The sequence below is a fragment of the Pedobacter sp. 01N416 genome (genome assembly GCF_056399685.1).
Window position 1 is genome coordinate 1 of the sequence record NZ_JBFTRT010000046.1, and the last position, 23,776, is coordinate 23,776.

Consider the following 23,776-nt stretch of genomic DNA (forward strand, 5'->3'; position numbering starts at 1 on the left):
AAGCTAATCAGTGTGTTAAACCAGGTTTGGTTGTCGCTAAAAATACCAGTGTGGTTAATCACCAGGTACACCGTTTGGCTTTCGGAGCGGCTCACCGTAGATCTAATTCTAATGGGTTGCCAGAATGCGCCGAAGTTTTTTGCCGATGAAGCTGGAAATAAATCGTCGAAGCCCATGTAAACTTCTTCTATATGAGATAATGGGAGTTCCAATTGTTCATCTCCGGTGATGAAAAGGCCATTCGAGGCCAATAGAATATTGCCTTCGTGATTGTGAATTGGCTTTAAAAACGAAAATAAGCCTGCGATTTTTTTAATCCAGCTTGAACTTTCTTCATTGGTTAGTTCATGATCGTAAGACCATAGAACATTCCCTTCTAACATTTTTTGTGCAACCATCTAATTTTCCTTGCTATGAAAGTACAATTTTTTTAAGTGTTATTAACGTTTATTTTAAACAATGGGTGTTAAGAGGCTAAAAAACGGTAAATTTGTGACATATTTATGTGGTTAAAAAATATTACCCTTCTAAATTTCAAGAACTATACCGATGCAGATCTCCATTTCTCGGAAACGGTAAACGTTTTTACGGGTAATAACGGTTCTGGCAAGACGAACATGCTTGATGCTATTCACTATCTTTGTCTATGTAAAAGTTACTTTAATCCCATCGATAGCCAGCAGATCAAAACCAATGAAGAGGTGTTTATGATCCAGGGCGATTTTGATCGTAACGAAAAGAACGAAAAAATTTCCTGCGGGGTAAAACGCAACCAAAAAAAACAGTTTAAACGCAATAAAAAAGAATACGATAAATTGGCTGATCATGTTGGCCTTTTTCCGGTGGTGATGGTTTCGCCTTATGATGTAAACCTGATTATGGAAGGCAGTGAGGAGCGTAGAAAGTTTATAGACAATGTTATTTCGCAAACAGACGCACATTATCTGGATCAGCTGATTACCTATAACCGCATTCTGTTAAACCGGAATGCTTTGCTAAAACAAATTGCGATTACCAGAAAGTACGATCCTACGCTGCTCGAAATTTTGGATGAGCAATTGATTATAGCCGGCAATAAGATATTCACTATTCGTAAGGCATTTATGGATGAGTTTATTCCATTGTTTAACCAATATTATACCTACCTTACCGAAAACAGGGAAATTGTAGCGCTGAATTATCAATCGCAATTGAATGAGGCTACTTTCGAAGAGCTGTTAAAGAAATCGGTAGAGAAAGACCGTGTACTGGAGCGTACCACAACTGGTATCCATAAAGATGAACTGGCTTTTGTGATCAGCGGCATGCCGTTAAAGAAGTTTGGTTCCCAAGGTCAGCAGAAATCTTTTTTAATTGCTTTGAAGATTGCCCAATATGCTTACCTCGCCAAAAACAAGGGATTTAAACCTTTGCTTTTGTTGGATGATATTTTTGATAAGCTGGATGATAACCGGGTTCAAAAATTGATGCAAATGGTTTCCCACCATGATTTTGGGCAGATATTTATTACAGATACAGGAAGAGAAAGGGTAAAATCAATTTTTGAAAAAATAGAAGTTGATGTAACTTTGTTCGAAGTAGATAACGGAACTATACAAAATGCGTAAACCCAATGATGTTACAGTAAAAGATGCCATCAGCAAAATGCTGGATGTATACCGTTTGCGCCGTAAATTCGACGAAACTTCAATCTTGTCTATCTGGCCAGAGATTATGGGCACCGCCATAGCCAACAGGACCAAGCAGATCTACATCCACGATAAGAAATTGTTCCTACGCATCGAATCTTCGGTAATCAAAAATGAATTGGTTATGGTTCGCCAGGGCATTATCCAAAAACTGAATGAACACGCCGGTAGTGTGGTAATTACCGATATGGTTTTTTTATAAGTATAAAGAAACGGTAGAGTTAATATAAAATTGTCGTCCTGGGCCTGTCGAAAGACCTGTTTAATGCAGTTTCAAGCGTTTCGACAAGCTCAACGTGACAGATTCGAATTGGATTAAGACTCAAGAGTTTGGGCTGAGAAATTAGCCCCTTCCTCCAAATACCTTCGATAAAATCCAGATCAGCAGTGCAACCACTACTACAACTACAATTACGCCCACCCAAACGCCGGCTTTAAATATACCTTCTACGAGTTCACAACTGCTTAAGGTAGTGCATAAAAATGCGATCAGTACTAAAGGGAATGCTCTTTTCATATTCATATTATTTGTAATAGCTAACATTGAATACAGGAGAAAGTTTTGGTAAATGACTTATTTGCCTGGAATCGTCCTGGTCGTGGTGTAAGRTGTTACCATCTTTCACGTTACTGATCCTACTATTGCAGTTTTGAAATATTTTAAATAAAAAACGGCCAGATGGTAACATCTGACCGCACATTCAAATCTACTTTTTTTGTGGTGTCAGATGTTACCATCTGACACGGTATTCAACATGCTTTTTGACTGAACTGTTTTAATTCCAGTTCAAAAAAACAGCCAGATGGTAATATCCGACTGCATAAATATAAATTTTTATTTCCCGTTTACTTTTAACAATTCAACCTCGAAGATTAAAGTGCTGTAAGGAGGAATATCCTGTCCGGCACCACGCGCTCCATATGCTAAATCATATGGAATGAAAAATTTGTATTTAGAACCGGCAGGCATTAATTGTACACCTTCTGTCCAGCCTTTAATTACCTGGTTTAGTGGGAAAGAAATCGGTTCGCCTCTATCATAAGAGCTGTCAAATTGTTTTCCATTTAATAATGTTCCTTTGTAATGTACCAGTACCGAATCGGTAGCCTGTGGTTTAACGCCAGTACCAGCAGTTAAAACTTCGTATTGTAAGCCGCTTGCAGTTGTTTGTACACCTGCACGTTTTTTGTTTTGTTCTAAGAAATCTTGTCCTTCTTTCATAATTGGTGCATATTTAATTTTATTTGCTGCTTCTTCAGCTTTATTTTTTACTGATGATGCTTTGGCTAATGCCTCATTAATACATTGTTGCGCCTGCTGCTGCGTTAAAATAACCTTGCCTCCTGTAAATGCATCTTTTAGTCCTTTTAACAGTACTTCGTAGTTTAAGGTAGAAAGGCCAGTTGTTTTTAATCCCGCACCAATAGAAGTACCAAAAGCATAACTGGTAGAATCTAAAGTAGATTTTAAACCCGCTGTAAAGGTTGATGTTTTACTTGCGGCTGTGGTTGGTTTTTTTGCAACAGCTTTCTTTGCTGCTGTTTTGGTTTGTGCATAAGATGCAGCAGCGATACCGGATAGACATACCGCTAAAAAAATTCTTTTCATTCGTATTAAATTGTTTTCATTTGTGATGAAGCGATCATGGGTTATTTGTAAATCATGATGGTTTCATTGGTTATTTTATGTGTAATTAATTCAAACGGGTTTAAAATGGTGGATTATATTTTAAGGCCGAAAGATACAAAATAGATAAAACAATAAAACCCCGAATATTCGGGGTTTTATTGTAAGTTTTTTGTGTTGAAAACTAGAAACGTTCGTCTGCTTTGAAGAAGAAGTTACCTTCAATTTCTGCATTCTCATCAGAATCTGAACCGTGAACCGCATTAGCATCGATTGATTTTGCATATTTCTGGCGGATTGTACCTTCTGCAGCCTCAGCTGGGTTAGTAGCACCGATCAATTTTCTGAAATCTTCAATGGCGTTGTCTTTTTCTAAAATAGCAGCAACAATAGGTCCTGAAGACATAAAGCTTACTAAATCTTTGTAAAAAGGACGCTCAGCGTGAACAGCATAGAACTGACCAGCAGTTTCGTCTGTAAGTTTAGTATATTTTAATGCGATGATTTTGAAACCAGCATTAGTAATGTCGTTAATGATCAATCCGATATGGCCGTTTGCTACTGCATCAGGCTTGATCATGGTAAAAGTTCTGTTAGTGCTCATTGTGCTTTTGATATCAAATTTTTTGCAAAAATACGTTTTAATTGATGAATAATCAATAAACATTGTTTTTCGGTCGCGAATCGAGGTTAGTAATGGATAATTAGGCTTCAAATGGCTAACTGAGCTTTTTTTATGCTGTATAATCCTGTTAATCTCCATCTCTTTTAAAACTATGATCCTACTAATCTTAAAATCCTTTAATCCTAATCTAAATTTACTTAGCTTTGCAGCGCAAAAAATATATGCTTACACTAACTGAATTAAAAACATTATTGGCTACGCCACAACGAATTGTGATCACCACGCATCACAAACCCGATGGCGATGCGATGGGTTCATCTCTGGGGTTATATGGATATTTAATTCAAAAAGGCCATCATGTTAAGGTAATCACACCAACAGATTATCCTACCTTTCTACATTGGATGCCAGATAATGGTGATGTAATTATTTTTACAGAAGAGCAAGAAAAGGCAGCCAAGTTAGTGGATGAAGCCTCGCTCATTTTTTGCCTTGATTTTAATGCCCTAAGTAGGATTAATGAATTAGGCGAATTGGTTAGAGCAGCAGGAGCAAAAAAAATCATGATCGATCATCACCTCGAACCTGAAGATTTTGATGATTACCGCCACTGGGATATTAACGCCTGTGCTGCTGCGCAGTTGGTTTACGATTTTATTGTTAACCAATTGGAGGATAAAGCTGGCATCAACAAAGATGTTGCAGCCTGTTTGTACACCGGTATCATGACCGATTCTGGATCTTTCCGTTTTCCATCAGCTACAGCCGAGGTATACCGTATTGCAGCTGATCTGATAGATCTTGGTGCCGAGCACTGGAAAATCCATCAATTGGTATACGATAATGCAAGCGAAAATCGTTTGCGCTTTTTGGGTTATTGCCTGTCGAACAAGTTAGAAGTTATAAGAGAATACAATACCGCCATTATTTCCGTTACAAAAGAAGAACTGGCACAATACCATAGTGCAACCGGCGATACAGAGGGCGTGGTAAACTACGCATTATCGATTAATGGCATCCGTTTAGCCGCATTAATTATTGAGCGTCCGGATAAAGTTAAATTATCTGTTAGGTCTACAGGCGATTTTCCGGCCAACGAAATCTGTAAAAAATATTTTAATGGCGGTGGACATAGGAATGCAGCAGGTGGCGCAACAGAAAAACCCTTGGCTGATGTAGTAAACGAATTTAAAACGATATTAGCAGAATATAAAGAACAATTGATTGCTTAAACACAAGAAATAAAACAATAAACTTAAAAAAGTCAAATTAAATAAATGAAAAAGGGAATTATTATTCTAGCAGCAGCCACCTTAGGTTTAGCGGCATGTAACAAAGAGAAAAAGGGAGCCGGTGGGTTATTGTATACCATTCACCACTCAGCTGGTAACGAGAAAATCAAAGAAGGCGATATCGTTAAAATGAATTTTATCCAGAAAAACGATAAAGATTCAGTTTTATCAAGCACTTTCGATAGTGAAACTCCTGCAGTATTTCCTGCACAGAAAAAAATGTATGCTGGTGATATGAACGATGTTTTAACATTGTTTGGAGAAGGCGATAGTGCTACTTTTAAAGTAAACTTAGATACTATGGCACTTCATAGTAAACAACCTAAACCAGAGCAGTTCAAAAATGATAAGTACATCACTTTTACGGTGAAAATCGAAAAAGTATTCAAGAAAAAAACTGGTGAAGCTGATTCTACTTTTAACAAAAGAGCTCAGGAGTTTTTCCAGGCCGATTACAAAGCTACTTCAGAAAAAAAGAAAGCTGCCGAACCTGCTAAATTAAAAAGTTATTTAGAAGATACTAAATTAGAAACCAAAACTACTGCGAGTGGATTACACTACATTATAGAAAAACCAGGCAGTGCAGAAAAACCAGCTTTAGGCGATACCGTATTAATTGATTATACTGGTAGAGTAACTAAAAAAGGTAAAGATGGTAAATATAAAATCTTCGATACAAGTGATGAGAAATTGGCTAAAGCAGAAAACGAATTTAAACCAGGTAAACCTTACGGTCCTCAAAAAATGCCAGTTGGCGGTACAATCCCAGGATTTACTGAAGCTTTACAGTTAATTGGTAAAGGTGGTAAAATTAAAGTAATTATCCCTTCTAACTTAGGTTATGGCGAGCAAGGTGCACCTCAGGTAGGTATCATGCCTTTCAGCCCAATTGCTTTCGATTTAGAAATCAAAGATATTATCAAAGGAAAACCAGCTGCAGCAGCTCCAGTTCAAATGCCTGCTCCTGTAGTTAAAAAATAATTTCTTAAAAATATTTTAAAATCCTGCTTATTATTTAAGCAGGATTTTTTTTGTTTATTATTTTTTAATACTGAGCCAAGAAATAAAACGTTTCAAAGATTTATAAAAACTTATTATAACCTATCTTTGTAGTGATCTAATAAAATAGTGGGCATTTTGAAAAAGATCTAACTGCTGTTTTTTAATAAATAAATTTAAATGAGGAACGGAATTATTATTCTCTTGGCGGCGGCACTAGGCCTGTCGGCCTGTAACAAATTCGAAAAGGGTGAAGGAGATATGACTTACAAGATCTATAAAAGTGAAGGTAAGCCGAAAATTCAGGATGGCGATTATGTAAAGTTAAATGGTGTTCAAACAGTAGAAACCAATACCAATCCCGATTCGGTAATGGTAAATACTTACGATAATGAGCGCCCGGCTTTCTTTGCCATTAGCAAATCGATGTTTAAAGGCGATTTAGCTTCAGGATTGAAACTGCTCGGTGAAGGAGACAGTGCAGTTTTTAAATTGAACCTGGATTCTATGGAGAAATATTCAGGCCAGCCTAAGCCAAAAGGACTAAAATCAAACATTGCTTCTTTTACGATTAAAATTGAGAAAGTATTGCATAAAGGGAAAGATCCTGATTCTATTTTCGAAGCGAAGAAACGACTTTTCTTTGAGTCGGAGTACAAAGCGCTAAATGAAAAAAATAAAGTGGTAGAGCCTGCTAAAATTGCAAAATACGTKGCCGAGAATGATTTAAAGGTAACTACTGCGCCATCTGGATTGCAATATGTAATTTCTGCTCCGGGTAATTCTGAAAGAGCAACTTTAACCGATACGGTATTAATGGACTACACAGGCCAGTTTACCAATAAAAAATCGAATGGAACATTAAATGTTTTTGATACTTCGAATGCTAAAATCGCAAAAGAAGCCGGAATCTTCTCCGAAAGTGTACAATATGTGCCGCGTAGCCTGCCATTAGGGCAATTGCCGCAAGGCGTTATTCAGGGTATCCAACTTATTGGTGTGGGCGGTAAGATCAAAATGATTTTGCCATCGAGATTGGGTTTTGGTGAAAACGGCGGCGGGCCAATTAATCCATTTACGCCATTGGTGTTTGATGTAGAACTGAAAGGTATTATTAAACCAAATGTGGCAATACCGCTAAGCAAATAAGATACTTATCACAATATAAAAGCGCAAGGATCAGTAAAATTCAATACTGGCTTTGCGCTTTTTTGTATTAAGAAATTGATAATTATAGTAGCAAAATGAAATTTTTGTTTAAATTAGATTAACAAAACAATTAACCATCTTTATTATTACTATGCGCTCAAGCAGTACTATTGTGTTTCTGGGCCTGAAATTGATGCTGTTTAGCATATTTTTCAATCTGTTTATAAAGGATGGATATTGCAGGCATGTAACGGCTTCTTATCGTTTCCCAACATGCAATAGAAATAACCGCAGTATTTCTAAATGGCTTCACTCAACCGTTATGCAAAAACAGGGGGCTAATTTATTGGAATATGTTAAGAACAAAATGCAACCTACCTTAGTTAAAAACATAAAATTTAAAGCTTTTGATAGAATATTGGGTAGGTTTTGAATAGCGATTAACCTTTTGTTTAAAACCTCTTCAAACTGTTTTGCCTGAATTTCTGGTGAAAATAGTTAACGTTAAAACTAAACTTTATGGAAAAGATCAAGGTCTTTTTAATTCACGATTATGATGCATTAATGGATAATGTTGAATCCATTCTAAGTGATTCAGAAAGTATTGTTGTTGTTGGCGAGGCCAATTCTGCTGCACTTGCCGAACAATTGATCAGGGCTAAAACGCCAGATATTGTGGTAGCCGATGTGAGTGTTAACGAGAAGATCGGAGCCGATTTAACCAAATTGATTAAAAGAGAATTTCCCAAAATAAAAGTTATTGTGCTTTCCATGCAGGATGATTTTATCAATATTTCTAAAATGATCAAGTTTGGAGCAAATGGCTATCTTTTAAAAAATGTAAAGTTTCACGAACTGCATAAAGCAATTAATAAGGTTATGCTCGGCGAAACCTATATACAAAATTCCATTACGGCTAAATTTATTAATGGTTACCAGCGTGAAAACCATACAAGAGAAGCGAATATTTTATCACCTCGAGAAGTAGAAATTATTAGGTTAATTGCCAAAGAATACACTTCTGCAGATATTGGCAAGATGTTATTTATTTCGGAACATACAGTAGAAACCCATCGTAAAAATATATGGCGTAAAACTGGCGTTAAATCAATTGTTGGTTTGCTGAATTTTGCGCACGAGCATCAGCTGATTTAATTTTAAAACAGGCCTCACAGTTTCAGAACCCTGCGAGACCTGTTCGCGTTTTTAAGCCTGCGCTTCTAAATATTGCGCATAACAATAGCCTTCTTCGCCATCGTTAGTTCGTACCAGCCACCATAAATCGTTACTTCTGTTTACAAGGGTAATTACTTCGCCATGTGCAGCCTTACCTACAATTGGTTGATCGGTTCCCGGACCTTTACGAATATTTAGATTACTGCTCTCTGTGATAACTTTTGCGTGCGTAACCGCTGCATCAATGGCCACGTTTACATTCAGAACCAGATCACCTGAAGTAAAATTTGGATCAATCTGATTGTAAACTTCCCAAAGGTGGTCTTTAGTCGCGCCATCGGCAGCGGTTCCATCTATGTATAAAATCCCATCCTGCTCCCTTACTGCTAAATCTGCTATACCTGCCGCAGTTGCTGCGTCAGTTAGTGTTTTATATTTATCTGCTAATGCCATGGTCGGGTTATTTAACGGTTAATTTATTGTCGATTTTTTTAGGTTTTAATGCGCTCAAATGTTGCATTAAAGTTATTAGAGAAGCTTTTTTTATCTCCCCGGTTAAGAGAACCACACCGTCTTTAACCTCAGCTTTCACCGTTGGGAAGTCTTTGGTTGCATCAGCAACATTTTTAATTAAAGCGGAGTCTTCGGCAATTACCACTGGTACATCTGCTGGTTTCACTGTTAAATTGTTGATTACAGCTTTCACTCCTTTTTCTGCCTTTGCGATTTCTTCTGCTTTGGCCTTTGTGGCTTCATTATCAACTTCACCAGTTAAAGTTACTTCGCCTTTGGCAACGGCCACCGTAATACCTGCTACTTCTTTGGCTTGAATTGCAGCTTGGATGGCCGCATCGTTTGGTTTGCAGCCTACAAAAAATAGTGTAGTTGCAATAACCATGCTCATTAATAATTTAGTTGTTTTCATCCTTTTGGTTTTATATTGATATTATTTGACAATACAATGCTTAGAAATTAAAGTAATTTCCTTTTTTTATCGGCGGGATGACTTCGATAAAGCTAATATATGAAATGCGTTTAACTAGAAAGTGAATTTCTTTAATTATTTATGAATAATTTTTAAACAGCCTTTGGTTAGTGGAAAGTAGGCTAGTCGAGATTTAATATTGTAACCCATTAGCGCGAATGAAATGATAAATCATTCTAATAACCCTCGCAGGTGTAAAAAAAAGGCGAGAGCTGAAAATTAAATCCAATCTTTAAAAGGAATAACTGTTAAATTGGAATTATAATATTTTTCTTCTTCAGTAACTTCTTTGCTTACCCAATCTGGAAGATCGAATATTTCGTCTTCACTATCAAGTTCAATTTCGGCGACAGTTAGACCTTTATTATCGCCTAAGAATACGTCTACTTCCCAAACCTTACCGCTAAACGGAATTTCGTAACGGGTTTTCGAAAGTTCAGATAAGGAGAAATTATCTAATAATTCTGTGGCCTCGGCAACTGGGATTTCATATTCGTATTCCATTCGTGTAGCACCAATCGTTTGACCTTTTATGGTTAAAAAGCCTTTGGTTTCGGTTGCCCTTACACGCACTGTTTTATCTTTATCGCTAAGTAAATAACCTTGTCTAAAAAGCTTTCCTTCTGGTTTGCTCAGGTTATCCCACTGCTGCTGATCGATCAAAAATTTGCGCTCTATTTCTTTACCCATTATAATTTGTTGTATTTATCTTGCTCTTTTTTGTAAATCGGCTATAGGCATACTGATCAATCTTCCAATGGGTTGTTTACCACGATAAGTAATTACACGTAACATACTGGCATCTTTTGGCACCTGTAATGCGGCTGTATATTTCGGATAAAAGCGATCGGGAGTAGAGTTGTCGAAGCTATAGTAGATATCCAGACCGTCTATTTCTGGAGTTAACTCGATCATTAATTGTTTATCTGCACTGCGTTTCACTATGCAAAATCAGTCGGACTCATTACCACATTGTGTTTTTCGTTCGCTGCCTGGATACCATATTTCATTCCTCTCCAGCTCATTACGGCCGCTGTTGGCGATACACCACCTTCAAGAATTTCGTCCCAGCCCATAAATTTTTTGCCTTTCGAAATTACGATCTGTTCTACACGTTTTTCAAAATATGCCTGAACCTGAGGGATGGTTTTTAAACCTTCTCTTTGCATTAAGGCTTTAACCTGGTCGTTCTTTTCCCAGAAATTATGAGGTGCTTCGTCACCACCCATATGGATGTACTCAAAAGGAAAAAGTTTCGCTACCTGGGTAAGTACCGAATCTAAGAACACGTAAACTTTTTCGTTTGCCGGGCAAAGCGTATTATCAAGTAAAGCTGTTGGAGGCGCACCACGGCTCCAATCCATTATTTTCTCGCCTGAGCGCACTTTATAATTAACGGCATCGGGTGTGCAGGATAATTCAGGGTAAGAAGCGATAATAGCTAAACTATGCCCCGGGACATCGATTTCTGGTAATATGTTTACAAAACGTTCTTGTGCATACTGAACAAGTTCCTTAATATCTTCTTGTGTGTAAAAGCCACCGTAAGTACGGGGTTCATCCGCCGTTGGTGGCGTAAAATCACCAAAAGTCCCGGTTTTTTTAACACTCCATGCACCTACTTCGGTTAATTTAGGCAAGCCTTTAATTTCGATTCTCCAGCCTTCATCATCTGCAAGGTGCAAATGCAACAGGTTAAATTTATAACGCACCATGTCATCAATAAACTGCTTTACTTCTTGCTTAGTAAAAAAATGACGGGCTACATCGAACATTAAACCTCTCCAACCCAATTTCGGATAATCTATTACATCAACGCAAGGCGCCTTCCATTTGATGCCGCTTACCTGTTCTTTACTTTCTATTTCGGCCGGGAAAAGTTGAAGCAATGACTGAACACCATAAAAAATACCCGCAGGCTGGTTAGCTGTAATTACAACCTGAGTAGGGTTAACATTTAGTCTGTAGCCTTCTTTACCGAGTTGAGTATCTTCCTGGGTGTTTAAAATCAGTTTAATAGTAGGGTGACTTGAATTACTTACTGTGCTTACAAATTTCCCTGTAGCGGTAGTAATCCGGTCAGAAAGGTAAGCGATAGATTGTTTTAATTCTCCACTTTTAACAGTCTGGATGGTTACATTTTCTGGCAAGGTAAAAGTACCTGCCTTTTTCATTAAGGATACAGGCTCGGGGATGATGGCAATTGGTGTTTGCACAACCGCGCTTTCGGAATCGCCGATTTCAGTTTCTGTAACAATAGATTGAGCGAAGGTATTGGCTGAAAAAAAACAGCAGGAGATAATCAGGAATAATTTTTTCATTAAAATAATTAAAGCGGGTTAACCGAATAAGTATAATCCGCAATTTATTAAAAAAGATTTTAATAGGAGGTATTTGTGCGGAAGGAAATGTACAAGAAGCAAAGCGCGGAGCGCATAACGTTTGGTTTGGATAAAAATTGTGATTGAATTTATGCCATAATTAGAGATTTGTCAGCCTGAGCGGAGTAGAAGACTTAACCACAAATGGGTTGCATTACTAGGCGATGAGCTAAGTTTACGATGGTTCGTGAAGACACGTAAATTTTTTTGTCATTCTGAACGCAGTGAAGAATCTTTTAGAATAAATAGTGTTGTTTATTGATTCCTTTTTGAGACTATTTTGCCTCAAATCCTTTTAATATCGTTTCAATAACACTATATAAAACTCCCGTATTCCAATCATCTAAATAACTATATCCTTTATTGATATTTGATGGGTTTTGTTTTGAAAAGATGGCAAAATAGGTGCGGTAATTTTTGGTGCCTACATCAGGCCAAAGCAACGACTTTTCTTCTTCCTTAATAAAGTTTGCGGATTTAATTTTGATGCCAGATTCCTCGAAAGTCACATTTGCCAAAATGAATGGTGTTTTTTGACTAAACAGTGCTAAATAATGGTCCACTAACCCATCGAAATAGCTTTCCCATAATTGGTTTAATATTTCGGCATATTGATTATACAAATGGACTTTATTGATGCCATAATAAGAACCGAAACTTATTTTGATCATTTCCCCATCGCTGTTCTTAATCAATAATTGATACTTTCTCCCTACGATAAATTCAAATCCTCTAATCCATTTAATTCCAAAACGGTATTCTAAAGGCTCTTCTTTAGATAAATCAGTTATTGTGGGGACTGATAATTTTTGACTACCAAATAGTATTGATTGTGGCGTAAATGATAAATTTTTAGGCTTTCGATCAAAATAGCTCTGTTTAATTAACCAATTCTTCTGATTGCTATCTGGAGTGATCATGCATTAAATTTATTAATAGTGTAATAGCAAATTTTAGTCTTCTGATTCTACCTTTTTTTGGTTAAATTTCTTAATAAGAGCTGTTAGCATACCTTTTCCTTTTTCCATACGTCTGATTTTTCCAGTATTTTCATCAATGAAATAGTCGATTACCCGCTGGCTGTACTTTTCCTTTCTGAAGATTTCTATGAGATCTGAAATAAGTGTGGCAGGCGTACCAAAAAGGCCTGGCCTCGACCACCAGCCTAATGCAAGTGTGGTGAGCATACTCTTTAAACGAAAACTTTTTGCACATGTTGAACATATGATTTGAAGTTTTTGTTCATGATTATACCAAATCAGGTAGGATATTATCGTATTAAAGGTATAGCCATATAATTCGTTTTCATTGTTACAATGGGTACAAACAGAATTCTTGATCTCGTTAATTAAGTTCGTCCTTTCGACTCCCTCGTAAAGGTTAGTTTCTTCTTCTACAAATTTGATCAGTTTAGTATCTAAATTCCTTTTTATGATTTCATCGTTCAATAAGGCTACAACTTCTTTTCGTAACCCTTTAGCTCCTGAAATAATTTTTAGAATTGTAGTATCATCATACTTTTCATAGTTTTTGCGGATGTCTTCTAAGGGGATCATTGTGTCTTCTTCTTGTAAAGTGTATCGGCAAGTTTAATGGTTTGATCAATTTTGGATGATAAATTTAAAATAGATTTATTACCCGGTAGATTTTCTTTCTGATATTTTTCTATTAATGGTAGTGTTCTAGAAATTTTTAAAGCTAGCGACAAGTCGTTAAGTGATGATGCTTTAGTATCAATCGAACGGGCTAATTTTTTGTATTGAAGAGTTCTTACCTTATATGCTTCCATGTTTTTAGCGATTAAAGCTGTTAAGGTTTTTCTTAAAACGGAGTCTTGAATTTCTTTTACATGGGCATTTGCTGAGACAAAATAATCTTGGTTTTTTTCATCGTAGCTATTGAATTTTTTTAAGGAGTCGCTTTGGCCATCTTCAATTTCCCTAATGTTATCATCAACTTTTTTTAATGCTAAATCTTTAGCTATTATTTCAGCATAAAGGTTGTCGATCAGGTCTTCTCTGCCCCGCTTCGAAACGATATTATAAGATTCTTCATCTGCCAGTGCAGGAGGGGTGTCATCTTTACTTTTTGTAGGCCTTTCTGCATCTTGGCAGGAAAACGCCGTACAGATTAAAAGACAATATGCGATATTTTTTTTCATGAGCGTTAATTATCGGTGAATTTAATAAAATAGCATTAAACGCCTTGAAAATATTGTTTTTCGTTATAGAAACCAAGGTAATTAACCAAAGCAAATTATATTATTAAAGTTTAAATTACAAAAACTTTTTCAACCACTCCATAGCTTTCTCGTCATCCGTAAATGATTTAATTGGGATAGGAGGGGTTTGAAACTTAAAGAGGATCTTCATAATCAATTGGGCTAAACCGGGTTTCGAAACCATCGCCATAGCCGTATAAATTTGAGGCAATTGCTCCGTAGAAAACTTTCGTGTTTCTTTGTCTGGAACAGGAGAATTTTTTAAGTAAATTAACAGTGGAACTTTCTTATTCGCAGTAATTTTCTTCACCAGTTCAACATTGGCCGAAATATTTTCTACCGTACGTAAAATGCTTTTACTGTAAGAAATGAGTATTCCATCATCTGTTAACAAATAATCGGCAATTTCGCCTTCAATAAGTTGTTTGTCTTCCATCAGAATACAGCTAGATTTTTTGACATCGTATTAACATCATTTGTCAGGATTTGTAATCTTATAAATTCTGTTTCTTGTAATCTTCAACTCCAGTAAAATGAATAAAAAATAAATTAAGGATAATATCGTAGTTATTAAAAAAGCTTCGGCATTTTTCTGATTTATTACTACATCTAAAAAAGAAGTGAACAATAAAAGGGAAAGCACCCCTAGAGTAACAGTTGATAGAATAGACAATCTAAATTTATAATATTTTGTAGCTGTTTCTTTAGGGAAGCTTATAATAATCTTTGGGAAAAAACTTTCGAAGGAGGTTTTAATCCGCGTTAATTTTAGATCTTTTTTGCCTTCGTTACCCAAAAAATATTTATCGGTACCAATGTTTGATGTCTCGAAAACAAAATCTAACATCTGACTTCTTTTCAGACTTTTGCTTCTTAATCCTTTTTCCAGATTTTGCTGCTCTGACTCATCGAGAAGATGTATCTTTTTAAAATAGAACATTTTGTTATCCCCTTAAATGATAGCCTTTTGGTTTAGTAAAAGCTCTTAATCCCTGATGCGATAATGTAGCCCCTATGCCCGAATATTTTCTTCCGCTCCAGGGCAGTGCTGCACTCACTCTATCGCAGCAATTCCAATAACCCGAACCCGTGTCAAGCTGAGACAGTATTTTTTCAGCCCTTGCCTGATCGGCTGTATAAACCGATGCCGTTAAGCCATAGTCCGTATCTTTCATCATATTTAAGGCCTCTGCATCGTCTTTCACCTTCATAATTCCGATAATCGGTCCGAAACTTTCTTCCTGCATCACCAGCATATCATTGGTAACATCTGTTAGCACTGTTGGTTCAAAATAATAGCCCTTTCCTGCAATGGCCTTTCCGCCAGTTAATAATGTTGCACCTTTACTTAAGGCATCCTTAATTTGGTTTTCCAATACCAAAATCTGCTCTTTCCGTGTTAAGGCGCCAATATATACACCATCGGTTGTTGGTTGGCCCATTTTCCAGCTCTTAACTTCGGTAACAAAGGCATTTAAGTAATTTTCATAATTTTTCTCATGCACATAAATGCGCTCAACTGAACAACAACTTTGTCCGTTATTGTAAAAAGCGCCATCGGCCGTACCAACTGCAGCAGAAGCAACATCGGTTACATCTTCGGCAATGTACAATGGATCTTTTCCACCTAATTCCAATTGACAGGGAACCATTTTCGATGCTACTTTTTCGTAGATAAATTTTCCTGTTTTATAAGAGCCAGTAAAGAAATAACCATCAAAACCCATTTCTAATAATGCCGCTCCCGTTTCTTTTGCGCCAATAGCGATATGGAAAACATCATCAGGTACCCCTGCTTTTTTTAACATTTTTTCAATCTCGATTCCGGTTAAAGTGGCATATTCTGAGGGTTTGTACATTACAGCATTGCCACTCAATAAAGCTGGGATAAATACATTTACCCCAACAAGATAAGGGTAATTCCAGGCTGAGATATTACAAACTACACCCAGCGGTTCGTATTTAATGATTTCTTTGAGTCCTGGTTCATCGGTCATTATTTCATCGGCCAGGTATTTTTCGGCATTGGTCAACATCCATTTGATGCGGGCTCTTGCGCCATTAATTTCGTTGCGCGATTGTTGGAGTGGCTTGCCTACTTCGCTCGTTAATACCGATGCCAATTCTTCTATGCCAGCTTCTAGTAAATCACTAAACCGAGCAATAGCCGAAATCCTTTCGCCAAGGGTTTTGTTGGCCCACTGTGGTTGAGCTTTTTTTAAAGCATCTAATTTAGTTTGAAGCGTAGATGAGTTATCTTCCGCTAAACTGGTAATAATTTCTGCTGTTGCTGGGTTGATGATCTGCATGTTATTCATTTTCTTACCACAGATTTTCACAGATGAACACAGATTTTTAAAAAGGGTTTAGGGCTAACATCCTAAATTAGCTTAATGACTACAATCTGTGTTTATCCTTTTTATCTGTGGTTGATATTTAACTTTATCGCATTAATAAAAGCCTCATGTATGTTTTTGCTAAAGGGTCCTTGCTGGTCTTTTAACCGTTCGGGATGCCATTGTACAAATAACAGAAAGGATTTTCCTTCGGGTTCCATCCGCTCCATGGCTTCTGTAACACCATCTGGTGATATTGCGCTCACCACCAAACTTTTCCCTGTTTTATCGGTGCTCTGGTGATGGTTACTGTTCACTAAGCCTTTATCTGTATTCACAATCTGGTTCAGCCATGAGGAAGGATTGACGATGATTTCGTGATATCGATCTGATTTATCGTGCATTTTTGAATGATCGAATTTTCCCCAGGCTGGGATATCAGGGATTAAAGTTCCGCCAAAAAATACGTTACCCACCTGCATGCCTCTACAAATGCCTAAAACAGGGACAGAATTGGCTTCGGTATAGGTTAAAACCTTAAATTCAAACTCGTCACGTTTTTCATCAATATCATCTTCATAACAATAAGGATAATATTCAGGCTGATTGTAAAAACGGGGATGAACGTCTTCTCCTCCAGTTAAAACGATACCATTGCATTTTCTGACCTCATCGAAATTGTTGAGCTTGTACCCCAGTTGGATTACCTCCACACTTTTGTTGTAGGATAAAACCCAATCCCGATAGATGTCGAATTTACTACAGTCGGTAACACCAATTATTATTTTATCAGACATATTAATTAATTCCACTGATTTATTTTTTTCCTTTGGGGTGATTACACCGATTTTTAGATTACACTGATTTTAATGGGTTAATAATTCTAAAATCCTATAATCAAGCAATCCTAATCTATAGTGCGGTTAAATACAATTGTTTAAAATCTTCTCTGCTTACCGGTTTAGGATTGTTTGGATGTGCAAAATCTGCAAAGGCTAAATCGGCAAGTGTTTCTATATGTTCATTTTTAACGCCAATATCACTCAATTTATGCGGAATATTCACTTTTGTATTTAAATCGAACAGATATTTTACAACGGCTTCACCATTTTCATCCTTGAGATCCAACGTACGGGCAATTTTTTTAAAACGATCTTCAAAACCAGCAACATTGAACTGCATACCGTAAGGAATATTCACTGCATTAGCCAATCCGTGATGGGTATCTAACAATGAAGAAAGCGGATGCGCAAGTGAATGCACTACACCCAAACCTTTTTGAAAAGCAATTGCGCCCATCATCGAAGCCATTAACATTTTACTGCGGCTTTCTAAATCAGGATTGTTGGTTGCCCGTTCCAAAGCATCTTTGATTAACGAAATTCCCTCCAGCGCGATTCCATCACACATCGGGTGGAAATTTTTAGCCAGATAAGCTTCCATATTATGTGTCAATGCATCCATACCTGTTGCGGCAGTGATAAAGGGCGGCAAATCCATAGTTAACTCCGGGTCTGCAAAGACAATCTGCGCCATTAATTTTGGCGAGAATAGGATTTTTTTCTGGTGGGTTTCATCATCGGCAATAATTGCGCTTCGGCCAACCTCACTTCCTGTACCTGATGTAGTTGGAATGGTGATGAAATGTGGAACATCGTTCGTTACGTAGATATCGCCGCCGATTAAATCATCATACTTGAATAAATCCTCGCGGTGATTAACGCGGAGTACAATTGCACGGGCAACATCTAAAGCTGCACCACCACCAATACCAACTATACTGTCGCGATTGGTAGCATCCCAAACATCAGTACCTTTGTAAACATCACTTTTTACCGGGTTTTTGTGGATGTCGTTAAAAACCTCGACAGCAATACCCTTTGCCTTTAAATCTTCAACAATGGTTTTAAAAAAGGGAAGTTGCGAGATGGTGGGGTCGGTTACAATTAATGGGGCCTTTAAATTGTTCTTGCTTAAGTAGGCGGGTAACTCTTTTACTGCGCCAGCGCCAAAACGGATGGTTGTAGGGAAATTAAACTGATGGATTTTATCAAATATCATGACAATTGTTTTTTGTTACCTTTTGTTTTCTCAAGTTCGCGTTTTGCTGTCACATCTATCCCGAAAACGATTCTGAGTCAAGTTCAGAATGATGGCTATTAATGTTCAGAATAACGATTCTACAAACTAAATAATTTCTAAATATCTTTTTAGCTCCCAATCGGTTACTACTTTAGCATATTGCTTGCATTCCCATTCGCGGGTCATGGTAAAATGATCAACGAAATCTCCGCCCAACAATGCTGCGGCCAGATCAGAATTTTTCATCTTTTGCGTTGCTTCAAATAAATTACGCGATAGTGTGCCGTTCGATAAATCGGTATATCCGTTTCCTTTGGTGGCCGGTTGTTCGAGTTTTAATTTATTTTTAACACCGTACATTCCAGCCGCCAAACAGGCCGAAAGTGCTAAATAAGGATTGGTATCCGAACCCACTATCCGGGTTTCTAAACGCGAAGCCTTTTTGCTTCCTGGTAGCGCACGTAATGCCGTTGTACGGTTATCGATTCCCCATGTTACCGTAGTTGGTGCCCATGCGCCTTCAACTAAACGTTTGTAACTGTTTATGGTAGGGGCAATCATTGGTAAAAGGTATGGAAGGCAATGCAATTGACCAGCGATATAACTTTTCATTATTTCGCTCATTTTATCTGCATCTTTTTCATCATAGAACAAATTGATCTTCTTGTCTGCATCCCAGAGGCTTTGGTGCACATGACCACTGCATCCCGGTAAGTTTTCGCTTATTTTGGCCATAAATGTGGCAAGGATACCGTGTTTATATGCGATTTCTTTTACGGCTGTTTTAAATAATATAGCCTGGTCTGCAGCTTGCAAAGCAGGAGCATATTTGATGGCTGCTTCGTAAACCCCGGGCCCGGTTTCGGTATGCAAACCTTCAATCGGGATATCGAATTTATTTAGCAGTTCGAACAGATCGCTCATAAACTCGTTTCGGTAGGTGCTCCTTAAAATGGAGTAACCAAACATGCCTGGGCTTAAAGGTTTTAAATTAACGAAACCTTTCTCCTGGATTGTTTCCGGCGTTTCCGAAAAATTGAACCATTCAAATTCCTGTGCAAAAAGGGGCGAAAATCCTTCACTTTCGCATTCTGCAATTACTTTCTTTAGCAACTGCCTCGGACAGACAAAATTTGCCTGATCCTGATCGTTAATAAAATCGCCCAAAAAGAACGGCACGTCATTTTCCCAGGGAATTTTCCGAAAGGTACTCAAGTCGATTTTAACCTGTGCATCGGGATAGCCGGTATGCCAACCTGTATATTTTCCGTTTTCATAAGCCACATCACCTGCATCCCAACCAAAGGTAACATCACAGAAACCCAATCGGCCTTCAACCAGGGATGCGAATTTTTCGGCAGCTACATATTTCCCCCTTAAAATACCGTCGATATCGGCAACGGCTAATTTTACTTTTCCAGAAGGATGATTTTTAACATAATCTAGAATTTCTTTGCTCGTATTCATTAATCTGCCTTTTTAAATATTTTATATAGAAGAAATATGCCCAAAACGATACCCGAATAAATTAAACCCAATTTAAGATTATAAATCAGCATTGCGATGAAAGAAACGCAGGAAATAATTAAGGCAATAATGGGAAATAACGGATAAATTGGCGTTTTGAAAGGCCGTGCCATTTCTGGTTTGTTTTTCCTAAGTACCATTACCGAAATCATCGAGATGATGTATAAAGTTAATGCGCCAAATACAGAAATGATAATAATTTCGGCAGTTTTACCTGATAAAAGTGCAATGATACCAATCACCATATTGCCAACTAATGCATTTGCAGGTGTTTGGAATTTAGGAGAAATTTTTCCGAGGATAGCTGGGATACTTTTTACACGGCCCATCTCGTAAGTAGAACGGCCGGCTGCTAAAACCAATCCATGAAAGGAGGCTACCAGGCCAAATAACCCAACCGTGATGAGTAAATGATACATCAGGTGGTTATCGCCTGTGATCATCGAAAGGGCGAGTGGTAAAGGCGAATCAGAGGTTTCGCCCGATTTTCCATTTTTATACACAATGGCTTCCCAACCGCCAATGCCAATGGTGGAGATAAAAACAAGCACACATAAAACAACCAAAGTAAATATGCCCCAACCAAAACCCTTGCCGATATCTCGCTGTGGGTTCTTGGTTTCTTCGGCTACATTTGCAACGCCTTCAATACCCAGGAAAAACCAGATGGCAAAGGGGATGGCAGCAAAAACACCGCTCCAGCCATTCGGGAAATTGTTATTGACCAGGTTTTCTGCATGAAATTTAGGCAATGTAATGCCTGAGAACAATAACAGCTCACCAACGGCCAAAATGGTAATAATTACTTCGAACGAAGCTGCAGCTTTTACACCGTATATATTTAGGGCAGTAAAGATAAAGTACACCGCAATTGCACTGGTAAGAATGGGTACCTGTGGAAAGAAGGCATTAAAATAAGCGCCAATGGCAAATGCAATAGCGGGTGGTGCAAATATAAATTCGACCATTTGGGCAATACCGACAATAAAACCGATGTTTTTGCCCAATGCTGTATTGGCATAATCGAAAACACCACCAGCCTTTGGTATAGCACAGGCCAGTTCGGCATAGCTAAAGCTAAAGGTAACATACATCACCATAATGGCAACCGTTGCAATGGCCATACCCAGTGTGCCACCTTTTTCGAGGCCTAAGTTCCAACCGAAATACATTCCCGAAATCACATATCCAACGCCAAGTCCCCACAACATAAAAGGGGTAAGTGTTTTTTTTAAGCTATCTTTTTGTTCCATTGGCAGGATTTACAAGATTTAAATAGGTTTATATTATTTGCTCGAAAATGATAAACTATTAGCTTCGGTATCTGATGTTTAAAGTAGTAATTATTTTTTAGTTAAGGGGATAATATATTTCGTTTTTGGTTAAAAATAAAAAACCAATGCCTGGGCATTGGTTTTAATAAAATTCGTTAAGAATAAGCTGTTTTGGCTATTCCGAATCGCGGTTTTTATTCACGATCTGGCTGTCTCTCGTATTTTTCTGCACTGTAATGGCACCAAATAAGGAGAGTAAAAAGGCAAAGGCATAAAATCCTTTTTCGCTGGGCAGCAAAGTAGCATTCCACAAACCGATTACCAATAAGGTGATGGTTAAGAGCGTAGAAAACCAACTGATACCATAATAAATTTCAGTAACCGGAATTCCTTCCAATTTATCGCGAACAGCTTTTTGTAAAGAGATTACGGCGAAAAGGCCAAACATCAATACGGTAAAATAATATCCTTTTTCATTAAGAAGCATATCAGAACGCCATAGGCCTACAATAAAGCCGATCATTCCGATACCTAATGCAATCCAGGCAGCTGCCACGAATGCATTCGATGGTTTTTGATTCATTGTTTTGAGATTTAATTTAATTCAATAGACAACGCTAAAGATTGGCAAAAGGTATAAAAATTAAAAGACAGTACCTTAAATTATTTTGGAATACTAGCACCCTGGGTATAAAAAATCAAACAAAATCCCATCTTTGGCATTATAGCTGTATAACCTTATCTTAGTTATATGCGAACATTGCTTACTTCTGCCCAAATGCGTAATGCCGATCAGTTTACGATTGCGAATAAACCAATAGCATCAATCGATCTGTTGGAAAAAGCTGCGAGGGCTTTTGTTCAAACTTTTTTGAGAGATGAGTTCGATACCAATAAAAGCGTAGCTATATTCTGCGGGAAAGGAAATAATGGTGGAGATGGATTAGCCATTGCCCATTTGCTTATCGCTAACGGATACGAGAATATAAAAGTTTACATCATCAACTTCAGTAAAAAACAAAGCGATGATTTTGCCATCAACCTACAACGGATTGAAGAAACGAGATGCAAAAAAACGATTGTCAACCAGGTTTCTGACGTAAAGAATCTGAAAGCCGATTTAATTATCGACGCCATTTTAGGCTCTGGTTTAAATAAACCTTTAAGCGGAGAATATGAACAACTGGTTCAGGTCATTAACAAGCTGAATAAAAAAGTGTATGCAGTTGATGTACCTACTGGTTTTTTTGCGGAAGGCAAGCTGCCTAAAGATTACAACGGTATAAAAGCCTATAAAACAATTTGTTTTCAACGGCCGAAGATTAACTTTTTCTTCCCTGAGTCGGCCATGGCGGCTGAAAAATATGAGGTGGTTGATATTGATCTGGATGAGGCTTTTATCCAAAAACAAGAGGCAGATTTTTATTTGGTGGAAGAAAGTGATATTGAAAAGATCCTGAATCCCCGAAAATTGTTCAGCCATAAAGGTACTTACGGCCACGCATTGATTATCGCGGGAAATACCAATACCATGGGTGCGGCTTTATTGTCTTCGATGGCCTGTTTACACGCAGGGGCGGGATTAACCACAGCCTGTATCCCGCAAAGTGGATTAATCGCCTTAAATACAACCTTACCAGAAGTAATGGCACTACCAAGAGACGAATACACGCGGATAGAGAACCCCAAGAAATATCAGGCAATTGCTATTGGCCCAGGTTTAGGTACAGAGGCTGAGAATGAAAAACTGCTCGAAAGCTTGGTCATGGCCAACCAAGCAATGATTATTGATGCCGATGCTTTAAATATTCTGGGCGAAAGGCCCGATCTAATGGATAAACTTGCCGCAAATACCATTCTTACCCCACACATGAAAGAGTTCGATCGGTTATTCGGTGAACATGATAATTGGTGGGACAGGGTGCAAAAGGCTATAGAACAGGCCAGACAACGGAAGATCGTTATCGTGCTTAAAAACCAGTATACTTTTATCTGCCTGCCTACAGGTAAGGTACTCATCAATCCTACGGGCAATGCGGCAATGGCGCAAGGGGGAATGGGCGATATTCTTACGGGCATTATTGCAGGCTTTGTAGCACAGAAATATACCGCAACAGATGCCGCTATTTTAGCTTGTTATATTCATGGAAAAGCAGGCGATGCTTTAGCGCACGAACACTTTGTGGTTACCGCCTCTCAGGTTGCGGCCAGGGTGTCTAAAGAAATTAAAGTGCTCATATCCAATTAGTTTGTTTGTTGTGTGCAGTTAGCCACAATTGTGGAGAAAAATCGGCATTAATCTACTATACTTCTAGTTTATAATTTATAGTTTAAGGGAATATTTAAAATAACAGATATCTTAAAAACGGAAAACAAATTATTATGGCACAAAAAGAGTACACGCTGAATGAATT

General features: G+C 37.7%; 27 protein-coding genes. 7 read left to right on the plus strand and 20 right to left on the minus strand.

Going from position 1 to position 23,776, the window contains the following annotated elements; translation table 11 throughout:
* Positions 1-398: hypothetical protein (locus AC1DND_RS04260; RefSeq protein WP_477579391.1), on the minus strand; the 398-nt coding region annotated here is incomplete at its 3' end.
* A gap of 105 nt (positions 399-503) precedes the next feature.
* Here AC1DND_RS04260 and recF point away from each other — a divergent pair.
* Together recF and AC1DND_RS04270 are read left to right on the plus strand one after the other, a co-directional pair.
* Positions 504-1,607 carry a DNA replication/repair protein RecF gene (gene recF, locus AC1DND_RS04265; RefSeq protein ID WP_477579393.1) on the plus strand — a complete coding sequence of 368 codons (1,104 nt, stop codon included), beginning with the start codon at positions 504-506 and terminating at the stop codon, positions 1,605-1,607.
* Entirely contained in the window at positions 1,600-1,890 is a 291-nt protein-coding gene (locus AC1DND_RS04270) for a DciA family protein (RefSeq protein ID WP_276900801.1), read from the plus strand. The genes recF and AC1DND_RS04270 overlap by 8 nt, the downstream gene beginning before the upstream one ends.
* Positions 1,891-2,031: 141 nt before the next feature.
* Here AC1DND_RS04270 and AC1DND_RS04275 read toward each other — a convergent pair whose 3' ends face one another.
* The 3 genes from AC1DND_RS04275 to AC1DND_RS04285 all read right to left on the minus strand — a co-directional run bounded on the left by AC1DND_RS04275 (position 2,032) and on the right by AC1DND_RS04285 (position 3,919).
* Complete coding sequence (locus AC1DND_RS04275) at positions 2,032-2,205, minus strand: hypothetical protein (RefSeq protein ID WP_477579395.1); 174 nt, start codon at positions 2,203-2,205, stop codon at positions 2,032-2,034.
* Between the two features lie 318 nt (positions 2,206-2,523).
* Positions 2,524-3,297 (minus strand): FKBP-type peptidyl-prolyl cis-trans isomerase, encoded by a 774-nt coding sequence (locus tag AC1DND_RS04280; RefSeq protein ID WP_477579397.1) that lies wholly within the window; start codon positions 3,295-3,297, stop codon positions 2,524-2,526.
* A gap of 202 nt (positions 3,298-3,499) precedes the next feature.
* On the minus strand, positions 3,500-3,919 hold the full coding sequence (locus AC1DND_RS04285) for a nucleoside-diphosphate kinase (RefSeq protein ID WP_477579399.1): 420 nt from the start codon (positions 3,917-3,919) through the stop codon (positions 3,500-3,502).
* Positions 3,920-4,161: 242 nt separating this feature from the next.
* Here AC1DND_RS04285 and AC1DND_RS04290 point away from each other — a divergent pair, with 242 nt between their 5' ends.
* The 4 genes from AC1DND_RS04290 to AC1DND_RS04305 all read left to right on the plus strand — a co-directional run bounded on the left by AC1DND_RS04290 (position 4,162) and on the right by AC1DND_RS04305 (position 8,535).
* A complete protein-coding gene (locus tag AC1DND_RS04290; RefSeq protein WP_477579401.1) occupies positions 4,162-5,172 on the plus strand; it encodes a DHH family phosphoesterase in 1,011 nt (336 codons plus the stop codon).
* Between the two features lie 45 nt (positions 5,173-5,217).
* Positions 5,218-6,213, plus strand: coding sequence for an FKBP-type peptidyl-prolyl cis-trans isomerase (locus tag AC1DND_RS04295; RefSeq protein WP_215125285.1), 996 nt, complete (start codon positions 5,218-5,220; stop codon positions 6,211-6,213).
* A gap of 198 nt (positions 6,214-6,411) precedes the next feature.
* The gene (locus AC1DND_RS04300; protein WP_477579403.1) at positions 6,412-7,380 is read left to right on the plus strand and encodes an FKBP-type peptidyl-prolyl cis-trans isomerase; all 969 of its coding nucleotides are present in this window, start codon (positions 6,412-6,414) and stop codon (positions 7,378-7,380) included.
* Positions 7,381-7,899: 519 nt separating this feature from the next.
* Positions 7,900-8,535, plus strand: coding sequence for a response regulator (locus AC1DND_RS04305; protein ID WP_477579405.1), 636 nt, complete (start codon positions 7,900-7,902; stop codon positions 8,533-8,535).
* A gap of 51 nt (positions 8,536-8,586) precedes the next feature.
* Here AC1DND_RS04305 and AC1DND_RS04310 read toward each other — a convergent pair whose 3' ends face one another.
* The 16 genes from AC1DND_RS04310 to yiaA form a co-directional block, all read right to left on the minus strand.
* Complete coding sequence (locus tag AC1DND_RS04310; RefSeq protein WP_215125288.1) at positions 8,587-9,009, minus strand: SH3 domain-containing protein; 423 nt, start codon at positions 9,007-9,009, stop codon at positions 8,587-8,589.
* A gap of 7 nt (positions 9,010-9,016) precedes the next feature.
* Complete coding sequence (locus AC1DND_RS04315; protein ID WP_477579407.1) at positions 9,017-9,481, minus strand: BON domain-containing protein; 465 nt, start codon at positions 9,479-9,481, stop codon at positions 9,017-9,019.
* Between the two features lie 279 nt (positions 9,482-9,760).
* Complete coding sequence (locus AC1DND_RS04320) at positions 9,761-10,231, minus strand: CYTH domain-containing protein (protein ID WP_477579409.1); 471 nt, start codon at positions 10,229-10,231, stop codon at positions 9,761-9,763.
* A 15-nt stretch (positions 10,232-10,246) separates the two neighbouring features.
* Positions 10,247-10,456, minus strand: a complete 210-nt coding sequence (locus AC1DND_RS04325) for an FN3 associated domain-containing protein (RefSeq protein ID WP_477579411.1) — start codon at positions 10,454-10,456, stop codon at positions 10,247-10,249.
* A gap of 26 nt (positions 10,457-10,482) precedes the next feature.
* Complete coding sequence (locus AC1DND_RS04330; RefSeq protein ID WP_477579413.1) at positions 10,483-11,862, minus strand: beta-N-acetylhexosaminidase; 1,380 nt, start codon at positions 11,860-11,862, stop codon at positions 10,483-10,485.
* Positions 11,863-12,197: 335 nt separating this feature from the next.
* The gene (locus tag AC1DND_RS04335) at positions 12,198-12,842 is read right to left on the minus strand and encodes a hypothetical protein (RefSeq protein ID WP_477579415.1); all 645 of its coding nucleotides are present in this window, start codon (positions 12,840-12,842) and stop codon (positions 12,198-12,200) included.
* A 33-nt stretch (positions 12,843-12,875) separates the two neighbouring features.
* Complete coding sequence (locus AC1DND_RS04340) at positions 12,876-13,478, minus strand: hypothetical protein (protein WP_477579417.1); 603 nt, start codon at positions 13,476-13,478, stop codon at positions 12,876-12,878.
* Positions 13,475-14,083 (minus strand): hypothetical protein, encoded by a 609-nt coding sequence (locus AC1DND_RS04345; RefSeq protein WP_477579419.1) that lies wholly within the window; start codon positions 14,081-14,083, stop codon positions 13,475-13,477. The genes AC1DND_RS04340 and AC1DND_RS04345 overlap by 4 nt, the downstream gene beginning before the upstream one ends.
* A 115-nt stretch (positions 14,084-14,198) precedes the next feature.
* A complete protein-coding gene (locus AC1DND_RS04350) occupies positions 14,199-14,579 on the minus strand; it encodes a SpoIIAA family protein (RefSeq protein WP_477579421.1) in 381 nt (126 codons plus the stop codon).
* A gap of 36 nt (positions 14,580-14,615) precedes the next feature.
* Positions 14,616-15,083, minus strand: a complete 468-nt coding sequence (locus AC1DND_RS04355) for a hypothetical protein (protein ID WP_477579423.1) — start codon at positions 15,081-15,083, stop codon at positions 14,616-14,618.
* Between the two features lie 4 nt (positions 15,084-15,087).
* The gene (locus AC1DND_RS04360; protein WP_477579424.1) at positions 15,088-16,482 is read right to left on the minus strand and encodes an aldehyde dehydrogenase family protein; all 1,395 of its coding nucleotides are present in this window, start codon (positions 16,480-16,482) and stop codon (positions 15,088-15,090) included.
* An 80-nt stretch (positions 16,483-16,562) separates the two neighbouring features.
* Positions 16,563-17,291 (minus strand): gamma-glutamyl-gamma-aminobutyrate hydrolase family protein, encoded by a 729-nt coding sequence (locus AC1DND_RS04365; RefSeq protein WP_477579425.1) that lies wholly within the window; start codon positions 17,289-17,291, stop codon positions 16,563-16,565.
* Between the two features lie 100 nt (positions 17,292-17,391).
* Positions 17,392-18,540 carry an iron-containing alcohol dehydrogenase gene (locus AC1DND_RS04370; protein WP_477579426.1) on the minus strand — a complete coding sequence of 383 codons (1,149 nt, stop codon included), beginning with the start codon at positions 18,538-18,540 and terminating at the stop codon, positions 17,392-17,394.
* Positions 18,541-18,666: 126 nt separating this feature from the next.
* Complete coding sequence (locus AC1DND_RS04375) at positions 18,667-20,028, minus strand: glutamine synthetase family protein (protein ID WP_477579428.1); 1,362 nt, start codon at positions 20,026-20,028, stop codon at positions 18,667-18,669.
* Entirely contained in the window at positions 20,028-21,341 is a 1,314-nt protein-coding gene (gene eat / locus AC1DND_RS04380) for an ethanolamine permease (protein ID WP_477579430.1), read from the minus strand. The genes AC1DND_RS04375 and eat overlap by 1 nt, the downstream gene beginning before the upstream one ends.
* A gap of 196 nt (positions 21,342-21,537) precedes the next feature.
* Positions 21,538-21,945 (minus strand): inner membrane protein YiaA, encoded by a 408-nt coding sequence (yiaA, locus tag AC1DND_RS04385; RefSeq protein ID WP_029278495.1) that lies wholly within the window; start codon positions 21,943-21,945, stop codon positions 21,538-21,540.
* 168 nt (positions 21,946-22,113) lie between these two features.
* Between yiaA and AC1DND_RS04390 the strand changes: the two genes are divergently transcribed.
* A complete protein-coding gene (locus AC1DND_RS04390; protein WP_477579432.1) occupies positions 22,114-23,610 on the plus strand; it encodes an NAD(P)H-hydrate dehydratase in 1,497 nt (498 codons plus the stop codon).
* Positions 23,611-23,776 lie beyond the last annotated feature (166 nt).